The following is a 19,851-nucleotide window of genomic DNA, read 5'->3' on the forward strand; positions in this document are numbered from 1 at the left end:
ATTAAGTCATCAAAACTGACCTGAAATTATTGATATTCTTCAGCGCTGTACCAGTTCCCCTCACGACCGCCCTTAGGGGATCTTCGGCAATGTGAATAGGCAATTTGGTTTTTTGGTGAAGTCTTTTGTCAAGACCTTTCAGTAATGCACCACCACCGGTAAGATGGATACCATTATCATAAATATCGGCGGAAAGCTCCGGCGGAGCAATTTCCAATGCCTTCAAAACTGCTTCCTCAATTTTGGAAACTGATTTGTCCAAAGCAAAAGCGATCTCAGAATAGGAAACTTTTATAACCTTTGGAATCCCTGTCATCAAGTCACGACCTCTGATTTCATAATCCTCCGGCGCATCGTCAAGTTCAGTCAAAGCAGAACCGATGGCTATTTTAACTTTTTCTGCAGATCGCTCACCGATCAAAAGGTTATGTTGCCTCCTCATGTAATCGAGGATGTCTTTGGTGAATGTATCTCCTGCAACCCTGATGGATTGGTCTGCCACAATACCGGACAGTGCTATGAGTGCAATTTCGGTGGTACCACCTCCGATATCGACTATCATAGATCCCATCGGCTTCTCTATATCTATCCCGATCCCGATCGCCGCTGCAATCGGTTCATAAATCATGTAAACCTCTTTTGCGCCGGCGTGTTCTGCAGAATCCCTGACAGCCCTTTTTTCAACCTCTGTGATTCCTGAAGGAATACAAATCACCATTCTGTGGGATTTTGGAAATATCCCTTTCTTGTGTCCCGGTATCATTTTGATCAATCCCCGGATCATTTGCTCTGCCGCATAAAAGTCCGCAATAACCCCGTCTTTGAGTGGTCTGATAGTCCTGATGTTTTCATGCGTCTTCTCGTGCATGTTCATAGCATCCTTTCCCACAGCAAGGACCCTGTTGTTGGTCCTGTCAATTGCAATAATGGAAGGTTCATCAACCACTATTTTATCCTTATGTATAATTAGGGTATTGGCAGTACCTAAGTCAATCGCAATATCACTTGAAAAAAAATCGAATAATCCCATTATATTTTTATTGAGTAGATGATAGATAATCTTTTAAATTTAGCAAGGAAGCGCGTAACTTCTAACGTGGGTCGGCAAAATTATTATCTAATTCCCAATTTATTACAATAATCCAATTTTTTTTTGTGGGAATAAATTTATTACATTTGCACTGTATTACCAGAATTGAGGGGGGACACGAGTCCCCTCTTTTATTTACTATACCTGAACAAATGAGCTTAAAAAGTACCCTTGAGGAAATTGTTTCCAAACATCTACCCGATGAATCATACTATTTGGTAGACATACAACTGGTGGAAAAAGGACCCAAATCCCAATTGACGATCCTTATCGACGGCGACCAAGGAGTAAGTATTGAAGCGTGTGCAAAGGTTAGTAGACAGATCGCTGAAGAAATTGAAGCAAAAGAGTTGTTGTCCGATGCATACATTTTGGAAGTCTCCTCGCCGGGGCTGGATTTTCCACTTTCTTCCAAAAGACAATATACCAAAAATGTCGGAAGAAAATTAAAACTGACCCTAAATGATGGAAAAGAGCTGGAGGGTCAACTGATGGAAGTTGGAAGTGCTGAGGTAAAAATACTTTGCAAAATCAAAGAAAAAGGAAAAAAAGCTGAGGACCGGGAAATCACCATCCCCCTCGACGAGATAAAAAAATCAATTGTGTTAGTCTCTTTCAAATAAACAAAATGGATGCTAAAGTACTCATAGAATCATTTGCAGAATTTGCAAAGTCTAAAAATGTGGACCGTCCCACCATGATCCGCATACTAGAAGACGTATTTAGAGCGATGATTCGCAAAAAATTCGAAACTGATGAAAATTTTGATGTAACCATCAATGCTGACAAAGGTGACCTTGAAATCCTAAGGATCAGAGAAATTGTTGATGACAATTCTGAGGACATTTGGGATTTTGACAAAATAAGCTTGACTGATGCCAGAAAAATCGAACCTGATTTTGAGGTGGGTGAAGATGTCTACGAAAAAATTGAACTAGAAGAATTCGGGAGAAGGGCCGTGATGATGGCAAGGCAGACTTTGATCCAAAAAATCAAAGACCTTGAAAAAGACCTACTCTTCAACCAGTACGAAGAATTGGTCGGGGAAATCATATCAGCCGAGGTCTACCAAATCTTGGGTAGAGAAACCCTGCTGATCGACGGTGAAGGCAATGAATTGATTCTCCCTAAAGGAGAGCAAATTACAAAAGACCGTTTCAGAAAAGGAGACAGCGTCAGAGCCATTGTGCACAAAGTGGAAATGGTGAATGGCAATCCACGTATCATTCTTTCCAGAACATCTCCGATTTTCTTGGAAAGATTGTTTGAAAACGAAGTTCCTGAAGTATTTGACGGACTGATTACCATCAGGAAAATCGTAAGAGAACCGGGAGAAAGAGCAAAAGTAGCAGTGGAATCTTACGATGACAGGATTGATCCGGTGGGAGCCTGCGTAGGAATGAAAGGCAGCAGGATCCATGCCATCGTCAGGGAACTCCAGAATGAAAATATCGATGTCATCAACTATACAGACAACCTAGATCTTTATGTCTCCAGAGCTTTGAGCCCTGCGAAGGTGTCTTCATTGACTGTTGACAAAGAGAATAAAAGGATTTCGGTGTACTTGAAGCCTGACCAGGTTTCTATGGCCATCGGAAAAGGCGGATTCAATATCAGATTGGCCTCCAGGTTGGTTGGATTTGAAATAGATGTGTTCAGAGAACTCAATGACTACGAAGAAGAAGATGTTGATCTTGAGGAATTCGGAGACGAAATCGACAATTGGGTAATTGACGAGTTGAAGAAAACCGGATTGGATACAGCCAAGAGCGTTCTTTCTTTGACAAAAGAAGATCTTTTGAGAAGAACAGAGCTTGAGGAAGAAACAATTGACGAAATATTCAGAATATTAAAACAAGAATTTGAACAGTAATTTAGGTCAGATTTACCCAATAATTGACCTATATTTGCCATCAAATTAAGAAAGTGCTTTAGTGTATGTCAGAAGAAAAAACGATGCGACTAGGCCAGATAGCCAGAAAACTCAATGTAGGAATTTCTACAATTGTGGAGTCTATGGCTAAGAAGGGCTTCGATGTCGAGAACAACCCCAACTCCAAAATCAGCCAAGAGCAATTTGATATGCTGGCCAAGGAGTTTAAATCCTCTGCGCAGGAAAAGGAAGAGGCATCTCACCTTTCGATAGGAAAGAGGCATCATGAAACCTTTACCATCGAAGCAGAATCTGAAGTTAAGGAGGATAAGAAAGTAGAACCTGTAGCGGAAGTCAAAAAACCTGAACAGGCAAAGCCTATCGTCGAAACTCCCAAGGCTGAAGAACCGCTGCAAGAAAAAATAGCCGTAGAGGCTCCAAAATTACAAGGAATAACAGTTTTAGGTAAAATTGATTTGGATGCTCAGAAGCAAGCTCCAAAAAAGGAAGAGTTAAAACCACAGCCTGCGGCTGTTCCGGTTACACCTCCTAGCCCTCCTGTGACCAAACAAGAAACACCGGTTCATGAAAAAGTGGAACCTAAACCTCAGGCTGTGAAGCCTCAGACTGAAGACAACACTAAGAAAATTCAGGAATCAGCAAGGCCTGAAAAAGCACCATTCCAAGAAAGACCAAAAACAGCACCCCAACCAAAGCCTGTAGCTGAAAAGGTTGAAAAAATACAGCCGCCAATTGAAAAGGTTGAGCCAAAGCCGGAAGAAAAAGTGATTGCGGCAAAAGCAGACGCTTTGAAAGGGCTTACAGTATTGGGTAAAATTGAACTTCCTGATGATAAATCGAAGAAAAAAGGGAAACCTGTAGCTTCTTCCGATGAAAAAGGAAAAGACAAGAAAAAAAGAATTCGTAAGAGAATAGATAAAAAAGACGGTCCAGCAACCAAAGGTCCAGGCCCAGATGCTACCAAACCGAGACCCGCAGGTCAAGGCCCAAGCCAAGGTGGACAAAATACTCCGCAAGGTCAAAGGGATAGGAAACCGGCACAACAACAGCATCAGCGTCCACAAAGACCCGGACAGCCGCAACAAAACGTTGGCCGAATCCAAAAGGCCGAACCAACCCAAAAAGAAATCCAAGATCAGATTAAACAAACCCTTGCAAGATTGCAGGGAGGCGGAAAGGCTGGTAGCGGGAAATCAAAAAGAAGGGACAAAAAGGCTGACCGATATAGAGAAGAACAAGAGGGAATCGAAGATTCTAAAATTCTCCGAGTAACAGAATTCATTTCTGCAAACGATTTGGCCTCTCTTATGGACGCATCTGTCAACGAGGTCATCTCAGCTTGCCTTTCATTAGGCATGTTTGTTTCGATCAATCAAAGATTGGATGCAGAAGCCATCACCATCATCGCTGATGAGTTTGGATTTGAAGTCGAATTTACCAAGCCTGATGAAGAGTTTGAGGTAGAAGAAATCGCTGATACCGCCGAAGATTTACAGGATAGAGCTCCAATTGTGACCATTATGGGTCACGTGGATCATGGAAAGACCTCGTTGCTTGATTTTATCAGAAGATCAAAAGTAACCGCTGATGAAGCCGGGGGAATAACCCAACATATCGGTGCATATGATGTAACGACTGCTGATGGACACAAAATTGCGTTTTTGGATACGCCGGGTCACGAAGCATTTACTGCTATGAGAGCCAGGGGTGCAAAAATCACTGACGTTGCCATCATCGTGATTGCAGCTGACGACAGCATCATGCCACAAACCAAAGAAGCCATCAACCATGCACAGGTAGCAGGGGTTCCGATGATTTTTGCCATCAACAAAATTGATAAACCAAATGCCAACCCTAATAAAATCAAGGAAGAATTGGCCAATATGAATCTTTTGGTGGAAGAGTGGGGTGGTAAATACCAGTCCCAGGATATTTCTGCCAAGACCGGATTAGGCGTAGATGACCTTCTTGAAAAGGTGTTATTGGAAGCAGAGATTCTGGAATTGAAAGCCAACTACAACAAAAAAGCTGTAGGAACTGTCATTGAAGCATCTTTGGACAAGGGCCGAGGTTACGTGACTACAGTCATGGTTCAGGCAGGCACGTTGAATATCGGTGATATTATCCTTGCAGGCCCTCACTACGGCCGTGTCAAAGCGATGACCGATCATAAAGGAAAGAAGCTAACCAAGGCAGGACCTTCCACACCGGTACAGGTATTGGGATTGGCAGGCGCACCGCAGGCAGGGGATACTTTCAAAGTGTACGAATCTGAAAGAGAAGCTAGAGAAATCGCCAATTCCAGAGAGCAGATCATGCGAGAGCAAAGTATGCGAACCAAGAAACACATTACCTTGGATGAAATCGGAAGACGACTCGCTATCGGAAGTTTCAAAGAACTCAACATTATCATTAAAGGTGACGTGGACGGTTCTGTGGAAGCACTTTCTGATTCATTGCTGAAGCTTTCCAAAGAGGAAGTATCTGTGAGCATCATCCACAAAGGTGTGGGTCAGATTTCTGAATCTGATGTACTCTTGGCCTCTGCTTCAGATGCCATTATATTGGGATTCAATGTAAGACCTTCCACCAATGCTAAAAAACTCGCAGAGCAGGAAGAAATCGAAATCAGACATTACTCCATCATCTACGATGCGATCAACCAAATCAAAGATGCCATCGAGGGAATGCTCGAACCTGAGTTTGAGGAGATCATTACAGGTAATGTCCTTGTAAGAGAAGTCTTCAAGATTTCTAAAATAGGAACCATTGCAGGTTCTTATGTGACGGATGGATTCATCACCAGGAAAAACAAAATCAGAATCATCAGACAGGGTATTGTCATCCATGACGGAGAGATCGACCAATTGAAGAGATTCAAAGACGATGTATCTGAAGTGAAATCAGGTTATGAATGTGGTATTTCGATCAAAAATTTCAATGACATCGAAATCGATGATACCATGGAAGGTTACATGATGCAGGAAATCAAAAAGAAAAAATAAAATCTTTGAAATAATTCAAGAAAAAAGGGACGGCCAAAACTGTTCCTTTTTTTTATTTTGGTGCTATGCTAAATGCCCTACTCTTATTTATCCAAATCTTGGTTTTCCTTTCCTTTTTTTGCCTGATCGTAGGACTGATTCGGCCTGTTTTGGTTTTATGGTTTTTGGATAGATTCAATAGGCTTCTTGTCATTAAGATTTATGGATCATGTACATTAGGCCTTTTGGTTCTTTGGGTAGTCATGAAATTTTTTATAGGTCTCAGATAAAATTCCCTGACAAATCACAAAAACCTGACAACCCTCATGTTTTTTAAAAAAAAATTCTAAATTTAAAATCCGATAATCAATTCACTTGAGAAAAACGATTTCCATATTCCTTTTGTGCTGCTTTGCATTGTATCATTTCGGATACTATGTGGCGTATTTTTCATTTCGGTTTCAAATCGAAAGCGATTGGATGGAAAAAATCTACAGTGAAAACCAGGAAGGTTTTGAAGAAAAGTTATTGGAAATCCCTCTATCTGTTCCCTATATGGCCGAAGAGGAAGAATTTAGGGTGACAAATACCTCGTTTGAAAAAGATGGACAAACCTTCAGAGCAATCAAACAAAGATACGTAAACGACACCCTTCAGATTGTTTATGTCCCTGATACTGCCAAACGTATATTGGACAATACCATCAAGCAGTGGGTAAGTTCTTTGGTCCAGGATGAATTGCCTGATTCCGGAAGCAATTCATTATTGGTCAAGTTATTTATTAAAGATTACACCCAGCCATTGAATGATTTTGATTATTCTGCGGTTGCTGCCGAATTGGAAAATAATTTCATGGGTTTCATTTTTTCATCCTACCAAAACAATTATTACCATCTCAATTCCCCACCTCCAGAGTTAGCCTGAATTCATTCTTTTTCGGACCTCTTTTCTTATTCCAAAAGGACATTCTTAATTGCTATGCCGCTTTGCACTCCTTTTCAGGAGAGTTTGGCAATATGTATGATTTAGATGCTTCCATTTTGATTTGAGTTAAAATGGTCCAAGATCCCCCTTTTTCACAATCGGGATTAAAAAATGTATCATTCAACCTAACACAATGAAATGAAAAAAATTATGCGCTTTACTGCTATTCTGGCAGTATGCTTTGGCTTATCCTTCACATCCTATGCACAAACTCCTTGGGATGAGGTCATGATGGGCAGGGGCGAAATCTGTGCTGCATTGATATACGAGCATTCCTCTTGGGACCAATATTGGGAAGGCTCCTATCTCCGCGAAAACGCCAACATCGGCACATTTACACGCCAAACTGCAATGCCGATGATCGCAATGGGTTTAACCAAAAAAATAAACCTCATTGCAAGTGTTCCCTATATCAACACAAAAGCTTCCGGCGGAACACAGGCCGGTCAATCAGGTTTTCAAGACCTTAGTCTTTCTGTAAAAGTAGATTGGCTTCAAAGACAATTGGGAAATGGAAAATTGTTATTCCTTACCAATGCCCATTTCAGCACACCCGTAGGCAATTATCTCTCAGATTATATGCCTTTTAGTCTTGGGACAGGAGCTCCTGAACTTGGATTTAGAGGAATCGGAGGCTACAAAATGGACAATGGGCTCGTCTTTCGCGCTTCATTTGCTTACCTCTGGCGAGGACAAACCGAGGTGGAGAGGGATTACTATTACGAGAACGGAAGTGTCTATTCTTCTTTTATGAATGTTCCTAACGCCCTGAATTTTCATGGGGCCATTGGATATTGGGCGTTTGACAACAGGCTTAGAATGGAGGCGACTTTTATGAGCCTCAACTGCCTGACCGGTGATGACATCCGCTCCTATAACCGGCCTCAACCGACCAATAAAATGGAAGTCAGCCAAGTGGGAGCCTGGGTCCAATACTTTATCAAATCTGATCAAGGATTAGGTGCTTTGGCCTATTTCAACCAAACAATCAATGGCCGAAATGTGGGAAAAGCCACCACCATTGGTTTGGGTCTTACTTATCAGTTAAAAGTCTATTAATCAAAGCATTTTATGAAAAAGCTCAAAATATTCTATAAATATCTGTTTTTACTCACCTTCACAGTTAGTTCTTGTATTGAAGAGACCCCTAATTATTATGAATTCGAGGGTTATGGATTCGAAACATTGGATGAAAACGGTGGGACATGGAAAACAATCTTGGTCAGCACTCCTACCCAAATCAATATCCCACAGCCAGAGGCAACAAGTTCAGCAGCCTACCAAGGAGAACTGAATGCAGTGAAGCAACAAATGTCAGGATTGACACCCTCCCAAACCGAGGCCGTAAATTATTGGACCAACAATCCAGTTTTAAGATGGAATGAAATCGCCTTGGAACTTGCTGCTAAATACAACCTAATCCCGGGTCCAAATGCAGACGGAACTTACACACTCCCAAATCCTGCCAATCCTGTAGGTCCGCCGTCATTTCCATTTGCCCATCCCCCCTACACCAGCAGGATGTTGGCCTATTTGAGTGTAGCCCAATTTGATGCTTTGGTGGTCGCTTGGCACTACAAATACCAGTTTAACCGCCCCTCCCCTTACCTGGTTGACAATTCCATAAAGCCTGCCTATTCTCCAAGCCACCTTCCTTCCTACCCCTCTGATGGGGCCGCCATTGCAACTGTGTCGAAGGAAATTTTAACTGTCATGTTTCCGCTTGAGGCCATTTATCTGGAAAAAAAGTACCAAGAGCATCTTGCCAGTCTGGTCCATGCTGGGATCAACGTCCCAAGTGACATCACCGCGGGTAATATCATTGGAACAGAAGTAGTCAAATTAGCCAAACAACGGGCTTCCACTGATGGAATGGCCAAAGCCCAAACTCCAAAGCCAGTTTCTGATTCAATCGCAAATGCCGCTTTTGAAAGGTTCGGTTGGAAATGGCAGAATATGGAAACGCCACAAAGACCTGTTGGATTGACTCCTCTTTTTGGAAAAGTTAAAATGTGGAATGTTCCCACCGTAGAAGAGGTAAGACCTGGACCTCCACCTGTTCCAGGTTCAGTGGAATTTGAAAAAGATGCTGCAGAACTGAGGAAGTTTGCTTCACATATGACTATCAGTCAACGCAGAATCGCCAATTGGTGGGAAGATGGCCTTGGTTCATATACTCCTCCCGGACACTGGAACAAGTTTGCCAAAGAAGCCATTGTGAAAGCAAAATTAAATCCTTTAAGATCAGCAAGAATTTTTGCTTACATGAACACCGCCATTATGGACGCAGGCGTGGCATGTTGGGATACAAAATATTATTACCATTACCCGAGACCTATAGAGACGATTGCAGGATTCAAAACCATCCTGGGCACTCCGAACTTTCCTGCCTATACTTCGGGACACAGCACTTTCTCTGCGGCAGGGGCAGAAGTTCTCGCTCATTTCTTTCCATCCGATGCCGCTCAATTCAGAGCTTGGGCCGAAGAAGCTGCAGTTTCCAGGCTTTATGGAGGAATCCATTATCGTTTTGACGCCGAAGTCGGAATTGCACAAGGAAAAAATGTTGGGGCTTATGCGGTCAACAGGGCAAAAAATGATGGTGCTCAATAAATAATGGAAAGGGTTTGATTGATATACATCCCCGGCATCAATAATGGGCCGGGGCTGTTTTTTAACCTACTTTGACGGGTTGCTCCATTTCTTTCCTAAGGCTCTTTGAAGCCAATATGATCAAGGCAATCGAGAGGATAAATAGAAGAGAAGCAATGATGGCCAAGATATAAACATCATTTTGGAAATTTTTCCAAGCAAATAAACCCAAGGAAGTTAATGTCACAGTGAACATAAAAAACATGGGGATGGTCACAAAAGTGGCATTGACCTTTTGCCTGATAAGCCAGACAGCAATAGTCAGCAGAGCCAAAGCGGCTAGCAATTGATTGGCTGACCCAAAGATCGGCCAGAGGGTGGTAAAACTGCCGGAGGCCAACAATAAGATGGACAAAATGACTACCACGGTAGTGGAAACGTACCTGTTTTGGGAAATCTTTGCTCCAACAGGATGTTTTACATCTTCGAAATATTCCTGCAAGGTAAATCTTGCCAACCTTGTACAGGTATCCAAGGTGGTCAAGGCAAAGGCAGAAACCGTCAAAGCCACAAAACCCACGGCAAACTGCTCAGAAATTCCAAGGGTAGAAATCATACTCCCCAATCCTGTCGAAAATAAGCTTACCGGCCCTTCTGAGCTCAAACGGTCCAAATACTCTCCCCTACTCAGGACTACTACTGCCCCGACAGAAATGATTGCTAAAAAAGACTCAATTAACATCCCTCCATAGCCCACTATTTTGGCGTCGCTTTCTTTATCCAACTGCTTGGAGGTAGTACCTGAAGCAACCAAGGAATGAAATCCTGAAATGGCTCCACAGGCAATGGTTACAAACAATACAGGAAACAAATAACCCAGATTGTCTGCATTGATATGGACTTGGTTGTCCATTTTGATTTCAGGATTGGAAATAAAAACGCCGATTACCGCAGAAATCATCAACCCATACAATAAAAAACTATTCAAATAATCCCTTGGCTGCAGCAATAATGTAACTGGAGTAACCGAAGCCAAAAAAGCATATCCCAAAAGTAAATAAATCCAAAGCTGGTAATCCAGGTCAAACGGAAGTTGCATTCCCAGGTAGACAAAATAATACATCAAGATAACCCCGATGGTGGTATTGATGACAAATGCTGTTTTGTTACTCCCAAAAAACTTGTTGAAATAGCCAAACACAATCGCGAGCAGCATAAACAAAATAGAAGCAGAAGCCACTCCAGGATTGCTGACAAAGGTCTTGGCAATGATATCAGAAAAAACTCCGATTACTAGAATCAAAGTGGAAAAGCTGAAAACGACAAAAAGCTGCTTGCCATTTTTTCCGATATTATTCTGGATAATCACACCGATTGATTTGCCCTGATTTCTCAAAGACGCTGCCATGCTTCCCAAATCATGTACGGCCCCAAAGAAAATCCCCCCTACCAAAATCCAAATTACCGCAGGGATCCATCCAAAAGTCACAGCAATGATTGGACCCACGATCGGGCCCGCCCCGGCAATAGAAGCAAAATGGTGACCCAAAACTACTACAGGCTTGCTCGGAACATAATCAATCCCGTCTTCATACAGGTGAGAAGGCGCCTTCCTTTTGTCATCAAGACCGAATTTTTTATAAGCAAATTTCCCGTAAGTAAAATAAGCTACCACAAGGATAACTCCCGATATGATCAATAAAACAGGTAAGGTCATTTTTAATTGGGTTAATAAACCTTGAATTTCCTTCAATTCAATCAAATAACAAATATTATTCTAAGGATTTAAGCCCGAGAGTATAATAAGTACTGAATTTCCCCCTTTCAACCACTTGCATAGACCAGACGGAAAAAATGAAGTTCCTTCCCAAATTTTATTTAATGGATAATAGCTATAAATTTGTACTCCCCGAAACACAGCTTTTGGTCTAAATGAAAATATAATATGGCTTGGTTCAAAAGGACAGATAAAGGAATAAAAACCTCCACCGAGGAAAAAAAAGATACCCCAGACGGTTTGTGGTTCAAAACACCCCAAGGCAATATCATCCATACAAGAGAACTCAAAAACAATTCATATGTATGTCCTGACGATGACTTCCATGTCAAAATCGGATCCAAAGAATACTTTGAAATTCTTTTTGATGGAAACAAGTTTAAAGAACTTGACGCCGAAATGAAGTCCGGCGATCCGTTAAATTTTGTTGATACCAAACCATATAAAGGACGAATCGCCGCCACTATCCAAAAAACAGAATTGAATGATGCAGTCAGGACAGCCGTCGGAAAGATGAACGACTTGGACCTGGTTATCGCTTGTATGGACTTCAACTTCATCGGCGGTTCAATGGGTTCTGTGGTTGGTGAAAAAATCGCAAGGGCAATTGATTATTCCCTGAAAAATAAAATTCCGTTTTTAATGATTTCCAAATCAGGTGGAGCAAGGATGATGGAAGCCGGATTCAGCTTGATGCAGATGGCTAAGACTTCCGCAAAATTAGCCTTATTGGAAAAAGCCGCTATCCCTTATATCTCACTTTTGACCGATCCTACCACAGGAGGTGTTACAGCATCCTACGCAATGTTGGGTGATTTTAATATTGCAGAGCCGGAAGCTTTGATTGGATTTGCCGGGCCTAGGGTAATCAGGGAGACAATCGGGAAAGATTTGCCAAAAGGATTTCAGAGCTCTGAATTTGTGTTGGAACACGGCTTCTTGGATTTCATCATCGACAGAAGGCAGTTGAAAAACAGATTGACGACTCTTCTAAACCTTCTGAGGAATTAAGAAGTTATCCATTCAAATTGAAAAAAAGACAAAACTCAAAAATCAGGGTCTTTTTGGTCGATTATATTGATTAATAAATATATTTGTGTTCCCAAATCGGGCTTAATACTGAAATTAAAAAGTAAAATAATCATTAAATGGGTTCAGTAATTATTACCTCAATAGTAGCATTTACACTTATCATTTTGCTACTCGTTTTTATCCTGTTGTTTGCACAATCTAAGCTGGTTGCTTCAGGTGATGTAAAAATCATTGTGAACGGGGACGAAAGCAACCCAATTGTAGCATCAGCCGGATCCACCCTGTTAAGTACTCTTGGCGGCAAAAAAATCTTCTTGCCATCTGCTTGTGGTGGAGGTGGTACCTGCGCCATGTGTAAATGCGTCATAGAAGAAGGTGGAGGCGAAGTACTCCCCACTGAAGAAGGCCACCTTAGCCGCGCTGAAAAGCAAGGTAATGTGAGACTTTCCTGTCAGGTGAAGGTGAAGCAAGACATGAAAATCAGGATTCCTGAAGAAATCTTCGGAATCAAGAAGTGGGAATGTGAAGTTATTTCTAACTACAACGTATCTACATTCATAAAGGAATTCAAAGTAAAACTTCCTGAAGGCGAAACGCTACACTTCGAATCAGGTGGATACATCCAGATCGATGTTCCGGTGACAACTGTCAAATTCAAAGAGATGGATATCACTCCACATCCGGATTTAGGTCACCCTGCCGATGTTTACAAGAGTGATTGGGACAAATTCGGTTTGTGGGATTTGGTGATGAAAAATGATGAGGAGCTTTTCAGAGCATACTCAATGGCCAATCACCCTGCTGAAGGAAACATTGTCATGCTGACTATCCGTATAGCAACACCGCCTTGGGATAGAGCAAATAACAAGTGGATGGACGTCAACCCCGGAGTTTGTTCTTCCTATGTATTCGCAAGAAAACCGGGCGATAAGGTAACCATTTCAGGTCCTTATGGTGAATTCCACATCAACCCTACCCAAAGAGAAATGATCTACATTGGTGGTGGCGCCGGAATGGCACCACTGAGGTCACATATCTTCCACCTGTTCCATACAGAAAAGACAGACAGAAAAGTATCTTATTGGTATGGAGGAAGGTCCAAGAAGGAATTATTCTATACACCTCAATTCCGTGCCATTGAAAAAGATTTTCCAAACTTCAAGTTTTTCATAGGTTTGTCCGAACCACTTCCTGAAGATAACTGGAAGATCAAAACTGACATTGATGACAGTGAAGCTGATGGATATGTAGGATTTATTCACAAGGTACTTTACGATAATTATCTTAAAAACCACGCAGAACCAGACGAGATTGAGTATTACCTCTGCGGCCCACCATTGATGAACGCTGCGGTTCTGAAACTCCTTGACGACATGGGAATTCCAAAAGAGAATATCAGATTTGATGACTTTGGAGGTTGATCCCAAAATTTAGAGTCCCGCAATAGCGGGACTTTTTTATTTCCCTCTGGATTTTTTAATTATTTTTGGATAGCCTTTAAAACATGTCCATGAATATTCGACAATACTTTGATCCGATTCCTGAATTCATCACCACCCAAACTTATAGCTCCAATTCATTTTTCAATTTCATACATTTTCATGGAGAAACATTTCCTGATTTGAAAGGATTACAAATAGCCATTATTGGCCTCAGCGAAAATCGCGGAATGGTAAAAAGTGAAAGTATAGAAAGAGGTGCTTCGGAAATCCGCGATAAACTTTTCCATTTAAAAAAAGGCCATGGACTTTACAAAATAGCTGACTTGGGTGATTTGAAGAGAGGAAGTACAAGAGAAGAATCTCTTCAGGCAATGGCTACCGTCGGTGAGTACTTGATCAAAAAACAGATACTACCTGTCTTTATTGGCGGGACCCACGACTTAGACTTGGGACAATACCTTTCTTACCAAAACCTGGAAAAACTTGTTTCCATGGTCACGGTGGATGCCAAGGTAGACATGGAAGAAGAAGGGATGCCTTCTGATAACCATTCCCAGGAAATCATATTGCACCAACCAAACTTTTTATTCAATTACAGCCATGTAGGCTACCAGAGTTTTCTGGTAGATAAGGACCTCACGGGGGTGATGGAAAAACTCTACTTTGACCATATCCGCCTCGGGCACGTAAGAAGTAATTTTAAAGAAATTGAGCCAATTATCCGGAACGCAGATTTGCTGAGTTTTGACGTCTGCGCCATCCAATCTTCAGATGCCCCCGGGGCCGCCGATGCACAGCCATTTGGACTTTCAGGTGAAGAGGCTTGTCAGATCAGTAAGTTTGCGGGGATGAATGAAAAACTTTCCTCATTTGGGATTTTTGGATACCAACCTTACTATGACGACAACAGAAACAAGACCGCTTCTGTCATCGCAACGATGATTTGGTATTTCATAGAGGGATTTTATGACAGAAAAGACACCCTGTCTTTCAAGGGAAATGACTATATCAAATATACCGTATCTTTGGACCTAAAGCCTTCCACCTTGGTCTTTTACAAAAGCAAAAGGAGTGAAAAATGGTGGATGGAAATACCCCACCAAGATCAGGATAAATTTGACAGAAACACCATCATCCCCTGCAGCTACCAAGATTATCAAATGGCACAGTCAGGAGAAATACCTGAAAGGTGGATCAATGCCCAGTTGAAGCTTCTTTGATGAAAACGTATACCAAGCAACAATTGGCCCTCAGAAATGGGCAGGACAAACCGGAAATATGGGTAGCTTACAAAGGTGAGATTTATGATGTTTCAGAATCTAGACTTTGGAAAAACGGGAAGCATTATGAGCATTGGGCGGGACAGGATCTTACTGACGAACTACCGGATGCCCCACATACCGCAGAAGTATTCAGAAAATTTAAAACAATAGGTCTTTTGACAGAATGATATGATATTGATCGCGGATAGTGGTGCCAGCAAGACTGACTGGAGAGTAATAAACGAAAATGGCGAAATCAGTCAACATAGAGGTATTGGTTTTAATCCCAATTACCAAACAACTGAAGAAATGGCCAATGAACTTCAGGACAACTATTTGTTGAACCTGAGGGACCATATCGACACCATCTATTTCTATGGCGCCGGATGCACTTCACAAAAAAACAGACTTCAAGTGACCAATGCGCTGCGGAGTGTTTTCAAAAATGCCGACATCAATGTTGACCATGACCTCATGGCAGCAGCTAGGGCGACCTGCGGAAACCAACCCGGCATCGCCTGTATTTTGGGAACAGGATCTAACAGTTGTGATTATGATGGTGAAATTATCATCAACAAAAGACCCGCCCCGGGATATATCCTCGGCGATGAAGGAGGAGGTGCTTATATAGGAAGGAAATTCCTCCAGGATTTTATCCACGAAGAAATGCCAAAAAAACTCCGGGAGAAAGTGATTGAAAAATTTCAGTTGGAAAATCAAACCATCATTGAAAACGTCTATCAAAGACCTTTTCCAGGAAGGTATATGGCGAGTTTTTGCAGGTTTATCTCTGACCATATTGCCGATCCCTACTGCTATATGCTGTATTACAATTCATTTCAGGATTTTTTCAAAAAAACCGTGATGAAATATGAGGATTACAAAAAAAAGCCGGTAAGCTTTGTAGGCTCTATAGCTTTTTACAACAGTGACATTCTGAGAAATGCCGCTTATGATGCAGATATTCAGGTCAACCTTATCTTGGAAGGACCAATTGCCGGATTAACCCTTTATCACAAAGAATTACTATGAATACTACCGAAAGCAACTCGCTCCATGACAATCTGGAGCAGATGGATATTCTTTCTTTATTGGAAAAAATAAATGAGGAAGATAAGAAAGTCGCATTTGCTGTCGAAAAACAAATCAAAGAAATAGAAGCCTTAGTGGAACAGATCGTTCCAAGAATGAAAAAAGGCGGCAGACTTTTTTATATCGGGGCCGGTACAAGTGGAAGACTTGGGATTCTGGATGCGTCAGAATGCCCGCCAACTTATGGCGTACCCCATGATTGGGTAGTAGGTATCATTGCAGGCGGGGATTCTGCCATCAGAAAAGCAGTTGAAAATGCGGAGGATGATCCCGACCAGGCATGGATTGACATCCAAAAGTTCGGGTTCAACAAAGAGGATACAGTCGTAGGAATTGCCGCCTCAGGGTCGACACCTTACGTAATCGGCGGTGTCAAGGCTGCCAGAAAAGCAGGATTGCTCACAGGATGTATTACTTGCAACAGTGATTCCCCTCTTTCCAAAGAGGTCCAATTCCCCATCCAGGTGGTAGCAGGGCCGGAATTTGTGACGGGAAGCACGAGGATGAAAGCAGGTACAGCCCAAAAACTGGTTCTGAATATGATCTCCACAACGACCATGATCAAACTGGGAAGGGTGAAAGGCAATAAAATGGTGGATATGCAACTTTCCAACAAAAAGCTAGTCAACAGAGGAATCCGCATGATCATGGAATCAACAGGCAGCCCCGAGAATGAAGCCAAGGATCTACTTTTGAAATATGGATCCGTACGTGCCGCAGTAGAGGCCTTTTTCCAAAAGAGTGGAACCGGACTCTGATTATAATCTAACTTTTCTTATCTTTGCATCCCTTTTAAATTCAGCGACTTAGTACCTGAATCAAAAAGATTACATCTTAATACAGCAGAGATGCTGCAACACAATGAAAAAAGACAATAACAGAAGTTCGGGCTCAAGAAACGATGGCAGCCCAAAGCCTTACAAGGGAGGAAACTCCGGAGGGAAAAAGAGCTATTCTGACAAAAAAGATTTCGGTGGTTCTAAGCCAACCGGAGAAAGAAAATTTGACAAAAAACCAGGTTATTCAAAAGGCGAAGGTTCACCCCGCCCTTATGGAGACAAAGGTAAATTTGAAGGAAAAAAAGACTATTCTGACAAAAAAGAATTCAGAGGACCAAAACCTGACGCAGAAAGAAACTTTGACAAGAAGCCGAGTTATTCCAAAGGTGAAGGTTCATCCCGCCCTTATGGAGACAAAGGAAGATTCGAAGGGAAAAAAGACTATTCCGACAAAAAAGATTTCAAAAGCTACAAGCCTGACGGAGAAAGAAACTTTGACAAGAAACCGGGTTATTCCAAAGGTGAAGGTTCATCACGTCCTTACGGAGACAAAGGAAGATTCGAAGGAAAAAAAGATTATTCCGACAAAAAGGAATTCAGAGGGCCCAAGCCTGACGGCGAAAGAAAATTTGACAAAAAGCCGGGTTATTCCAAAGGCGAAGGTTCACCCCGTCCTTATGGAGACAAGGGAAGATTCGAAGGCAAAAAAGATTATTCTGACAAAAAGCCTTTTTCGAAATCCCAAGGTGAAAGACTTGAGAGACGGTTTGGAAGCAGAAGCGATTCGCCTTTGAGCAGCAAAAGATCTGATGAATTTGATGAGTTTGAGGATTTCAACGAAACTTCAGACAAAAAAGGCCCGAGAAAACCAAGATTAGATGAGGAAAGAGCGGCAAGAAGGGCAGAAAGCAGAAATGATTTTCCAAAGTTAGAACGCCGAACTCCAGATAAGGACGAGGAGGAATTTGAGGGAATCAGGGATCTTTCTGAAAAGAAAGGACCGAAAAAGTCAAGCTATGAAGGACAATTTCCTGAAAAGAAAAAAGAGAGCCCAACTGAATCTTCAACTGAAGATTACAAAAAATCAGATAGGTATTCCAAAGAAGACAAACCGGCCTTCGGAAAGAGAAACGCTGAAAGCGGATTAAATAAAAAACCTGCTGCAGAAGAAGAATTTAAAAGCGTCTATCGTGGTAGAGGAAAGGATGAAAAACCTATTTATGAAAAAATCCTTAAATCTGATCTTCCAAAAGAAACAGGATTTCAAAAGAAGTTAAGGAAACCATTTACTGATGATATTTCAGGACAGAGGCCTAATTATAATTTTGAAAAACTGGAAAAGAACCATAATCCTAAAGTACAGTCAGATTCACTCAGGTTGAATAAATTCATCGCCAACTCAGGAATATGTTCAAGAAGAGAAGCGGATGTATTGATCCAACATGGAGAAATCCAGGTCAACGGTGAAGTGATTAAGGAATTGGGACACAAAGTCAACAGGACTGATAAAGTGATTTATAGAGGCAAAAACATCAATCCTGAGAAGCCTGTCTATTTGCTTTTGAACAAGCCAAAGGATTTTATCACCACTACGGAAGATCCGATGGATAGGAAAACGGTCATGCACCTTATTTCCAATGCCTGTGAAGAAAGGGTTTTCCCTGTAGGACGTTTGGATAGGAACACGACAGGTTTGTTGTTGTTTACCAATGACGGCGAACTCGCAGCGAAACTTTCGCATCCGTCCAACAATGTGAAGAAAATCTATCAGGTCACTTTGAACAGGCCACTTACTGCCAACGACGAAAAGGAAATTCTGGAAGGAATCACTTTGGAAGACGGCCCGGCTAAAGTTGATGACATGCAGGTGCTTTCCAAGGACAGGACCATCATTGGATTGGAAATCCACTTGGGAAGAAACAGGATAGTAAGGAGAATATTCGCGCACTTTGACTACGAGGTGGAAGCTTTGGACAGGGTTATTTTTGCGGGATTGGATAAAAAAGACCTTCCTAGGGGAAAATACAGGTTCCTTTCCGAAAAAGAAGTCATTCAGTTGAAATACTTTCTGTAATCAATAGAAAAAAATATAGATAAACGCTTCTTTGCCAGTAACCCTTTATTCTTCTTCAGTCAGGACGGAAGACCGAAGTCGGAAGACAGATGTACCGGGCATTTCAGTTCGCAGACAAGAATTAAAATGGATATTTAATCTACTGGCATAATTGAGTACATACATTGAAAAAAATAAGGCCTTGGATCTCTCCAAGGCCTTTCTTTATAATTGGTTTAGCTATCGAAATTACTTTGCTGCTAGCGATTGCGCAAAACCGTCGCTACTTTTGACATAGAATTCTACCCTTGCTCCAGGATTTACATGCTGGAATTTGAAGAGTTTTTGAAAACCAATTGTGTCATCGATTTTTTCCTCGTAGACCAATTTGTCATTTTCAAATACCATCACTGACATATCAGAAGGAAGCAAAGCGTTTACAAGCAACTTGTACTTGTTGTCTTCCACTTTGTCAAGTCTTGAATAAACTACAGGGGCTTTTTCAACCTCTGTAAGGTCCAAGACCATTTGGTCGATGACCACATTGTTTTCTGACACTTCCAAAGAGTAAATGCCCGACTCCAATTTTGAAAAGTCATAGTTCTTCGAGAACGACTTCTCGGATACGATTCGGTCTTTTTGAACCAGAAATTTGTTCTCGTCGAAAATTTTGACTGTCAACGTGCTTGCTTCTTTCAATGCAGATACGAGTTGAATCTTGTTCTCATCCACTTGTCTAAGGGATACCGATGCTTTCTCAGATTTTTCAGAACCTGTACTGTTTGCCATGGCGTTTACTGAAACGCCTGTTGCAAGAATCATTGTTGCAATGAATGCTTTCATGGTAATAAAATTTAGTTGGTTTAAGAG

16 protein-coding genes are annotated in these 19,851 nt (G+C 41.7%); 13 read left to right on the plus strand and 3 right to left on the minus strand.

Annotation, left to right across the window (positions count from 1 at the left end; translation table 11 throughout):
• Nucleotide 1 precedes the first annotated feature (1 nt).
• Nucleotides 2–1,030, minus strand: coding sequence for a rod shape-determining protein (locus tag MMU05_RS02065; RefSeq protein ID WP_241139995.1), 1,029 nt, complete (start codon nt 1,028–1,030; stop codon nt 2–4).
• Between the two features lie 212 nt (nt 1,031–1,242).
• Between MMU05_RS02065 and MMU05_RS02070 the strand changes: the two genes are divergently transcribed.
• The 6 genes from MMU05_RS02070 to MMU05_RS02095 all read left to right on the plus strand — a co-directional run bounded on the left by MMU05_RS02070 (nt 1,243) and on the right by MMU05_RS02095 (nt 9,565).
• Nucleotides 1,243–1,713 (plus strand): ribosome maturation factor RimP, encoded by a 471-nt coding sequence (locus MMU05_RS02070; RefSeq protein ID WP_241139996.1) that lies wholly within the window; start codon nt 1,243–1,245, stop codon nt 1,711–1,713.
• Between the two features lie 5 nt (nt 1,714–1,718).
• Nucleotides 1,719–2,963 (plus strand): transcription termination factor NusA, encoded by a 1,245-nt coding sequence (gene nusA / locus MMU05_RS02075; protein WP_241139997.1) that lies wholly within the window; start codon nt 1,719–1,721, stop codon nt 2,961–2,963.
• Nucleotides 2,964–3,028: 65 nt separating this feature from the next.
• Nucleotides 3,029–5,989, plus strand: a complete 2,961-nt coding sequence (infB, locus tag MMU05_RS02080; RefSeq protein WP_241139998.1) for a translation initiation factor IF-2 — start codon at nt 3,029–3,031, stop codon at nt 5,987–5,989.
• A 459-nt stretch (nt 5,990–6,448) separates the two neighbouring features.
• Complete coding sequence (locus MMU05_RS02085; RefSeq protein WP_241139999.1) at nt 6,449–6,892, plus strand: hypothetical protein; 444 nt, start codon at nt 6,449–6,451, stop codon at nt 6,890–6,892.
• Nucleotides 6,893–7,090: 198 nt separating this feature from the next.
• Nucleotides 7,091–8,011, plus strand: coding sequence for a transporter (locus MMU05_RS02090; RefSeq protein ID WP_241140000.1), 921 nt, complete (start codon nt 7,091–7,093; stop codon nt 8,009–8,011).
• Between the two features lie 12 nt (nt 8,012–8,023).
• Complete coding sequence (locus tag MMU05_RS02095) at nt 8,024–9,565, plus strand: vanadium-dependent haloperoxidase (RefSeq protein ID WP_241140001.1); 1,542 nt, start codon at nt 8,024–8,026, stop codon at nt 9,563–9,565.
• A gap of 61 nt (nt 9,566–9,626) precedes the next feature.
• Here the strand turns inward: MMU05_RS02095 and MMU05_RS02100 are convergent, their stop codons facing one another.
• Nucleotides 9,627–11,261 (minus strand): carbon starvation CstA family protein, encoded by a 1,635-nt coding sequence (locus MMU05_RS02100; protein ID WP_241140002.1) that lies wholly within the window; start codon nt 11,259–11,261, stop codon nt 9,627–9,629.
• Between the two features lie 228 nt (nt 11,262–11,489).
• On the opposite strand from MMU05_RS02100, the gene accD reads away from it, so the two are divergent.
• The 7 genes from accD to MMU05_RS23135 all read left to right on the plus strand — a co-directional run bounded on the left by accD (nt 11,490) and on the right by MMU05_RS23135 (nt 19,002).
• Nucleotides 11,490–12,332, plus strand: coding sequence for an acetyl-CoA carboxylase, carboxyltransferase subunit beta (gene accD, locus MMU05_RS02105; protein ID WP_241140003.1), 843 nt, complete (start codon nt 11,490–11,492; stop codon nt 12,330–12,332).
• Nucleotides 12,333–12,469: 137 nt separating this feature from the next.
• On the plus strand, nt 12,470–13,774 hold the full coding sequence (gene nqrF / locus MMU05_RS02110; protein WP_241140004.1) for an NADH:ubiquinone reductase (Na(+)-transporting) subunit F: 1,305 nt from the start codon (nt 12,470–12,472) through the stop codon (nt 13,772–13,774).
• Between the two features lie 89 nt (nt 13,775–13,863).
• The gene (locus tag MMU05_RS02115; protein WP_241140005.1) at nt 13,864–15,015 is read left to right on the plus strand and encodes a formimidoylglutamase; all 1,152 of its coding nucleotides are present in this window, start codon (nt 13,864–13,866) and stop codon (nt 15,013–15,015) included.
• Complete coding sequence (locus MMU05_RS02120) at nt 15,015–15,245, plus strand: cytochrome b5 domain-containing protein (protein ID WP_113923925.1); 231 nt, start codon at nt 15,015–15,017, stop codon at nt 15,243–15,245. The genes MMU05_RS02115 and MMU05_RS02120 overlap by 1 nt, the downstream gene beginning before the upstream one ends.
• A gap of 1 nt (nt 15,246) precedes the next feature.
• Entirely contained in the window at nt 15,247–16,089 is an 843-nt protein-coding gene (locus tag MMU05_RS02125) for an N-acetylglucosamine kinase (RefSeq protein WP_241140006.1), read from the plus strand.
• The gene (gene murQ, locus MMU05_RS02130; protein ID WP_241140007.1) at nt 16,086–16,907 is read left to right on the plus strand and encodes an N-acetylmuramic acid 6-phosphate etherase; all 822 of its coding nucleotides are present in this window, start codon (nt 16,086–16,088) and stop codon (nt 16,905–16,907) included. Before MMU05_RS02125 ends, murQ begins: the two co-directional genes overlap by 4 nt.
• Before the next feature lie 103 nt (nt 16,908–17,010).
• Entirely contained in the window at nt 17,011–19,002 is a 1,992-nt protein-coding gene (locus MMU05_RS23135) for a pseudouridine synthase (RefSeq protein ID WP_418884453.1), read from the plus strand.
• A 228-nt stretch (nt 19,003–19,230) separates the two neighbouring features.
• Here MMU05_RS23135 and MMU05_RS02140 read toward each other — a convergent pair whose 3' ends face one another.
• Complete coding sequence (locus MMU05_RS02140; RefSeq protein WP_241140008.1) at nt 19,231–19,824, minus strand: hypothetical protein; 594 nt, start codon at nt 19,822–19,824, stop codon at nt 19,231–19,233.
• Nucleotides 19,825–19,851 lie beyond the last annotated feature (27 nt).

Origin of the sequence: Cognataquiflexum rubidum, from assembly GCF_022538115.1 — a bacterium.
Lineage (GTDB): Bacteria > Bacteroidota > Bacteroidia > Cytophagales > Cyclobacteriaceae > Cognataquiflexum > Cognataquiflexum rubidum.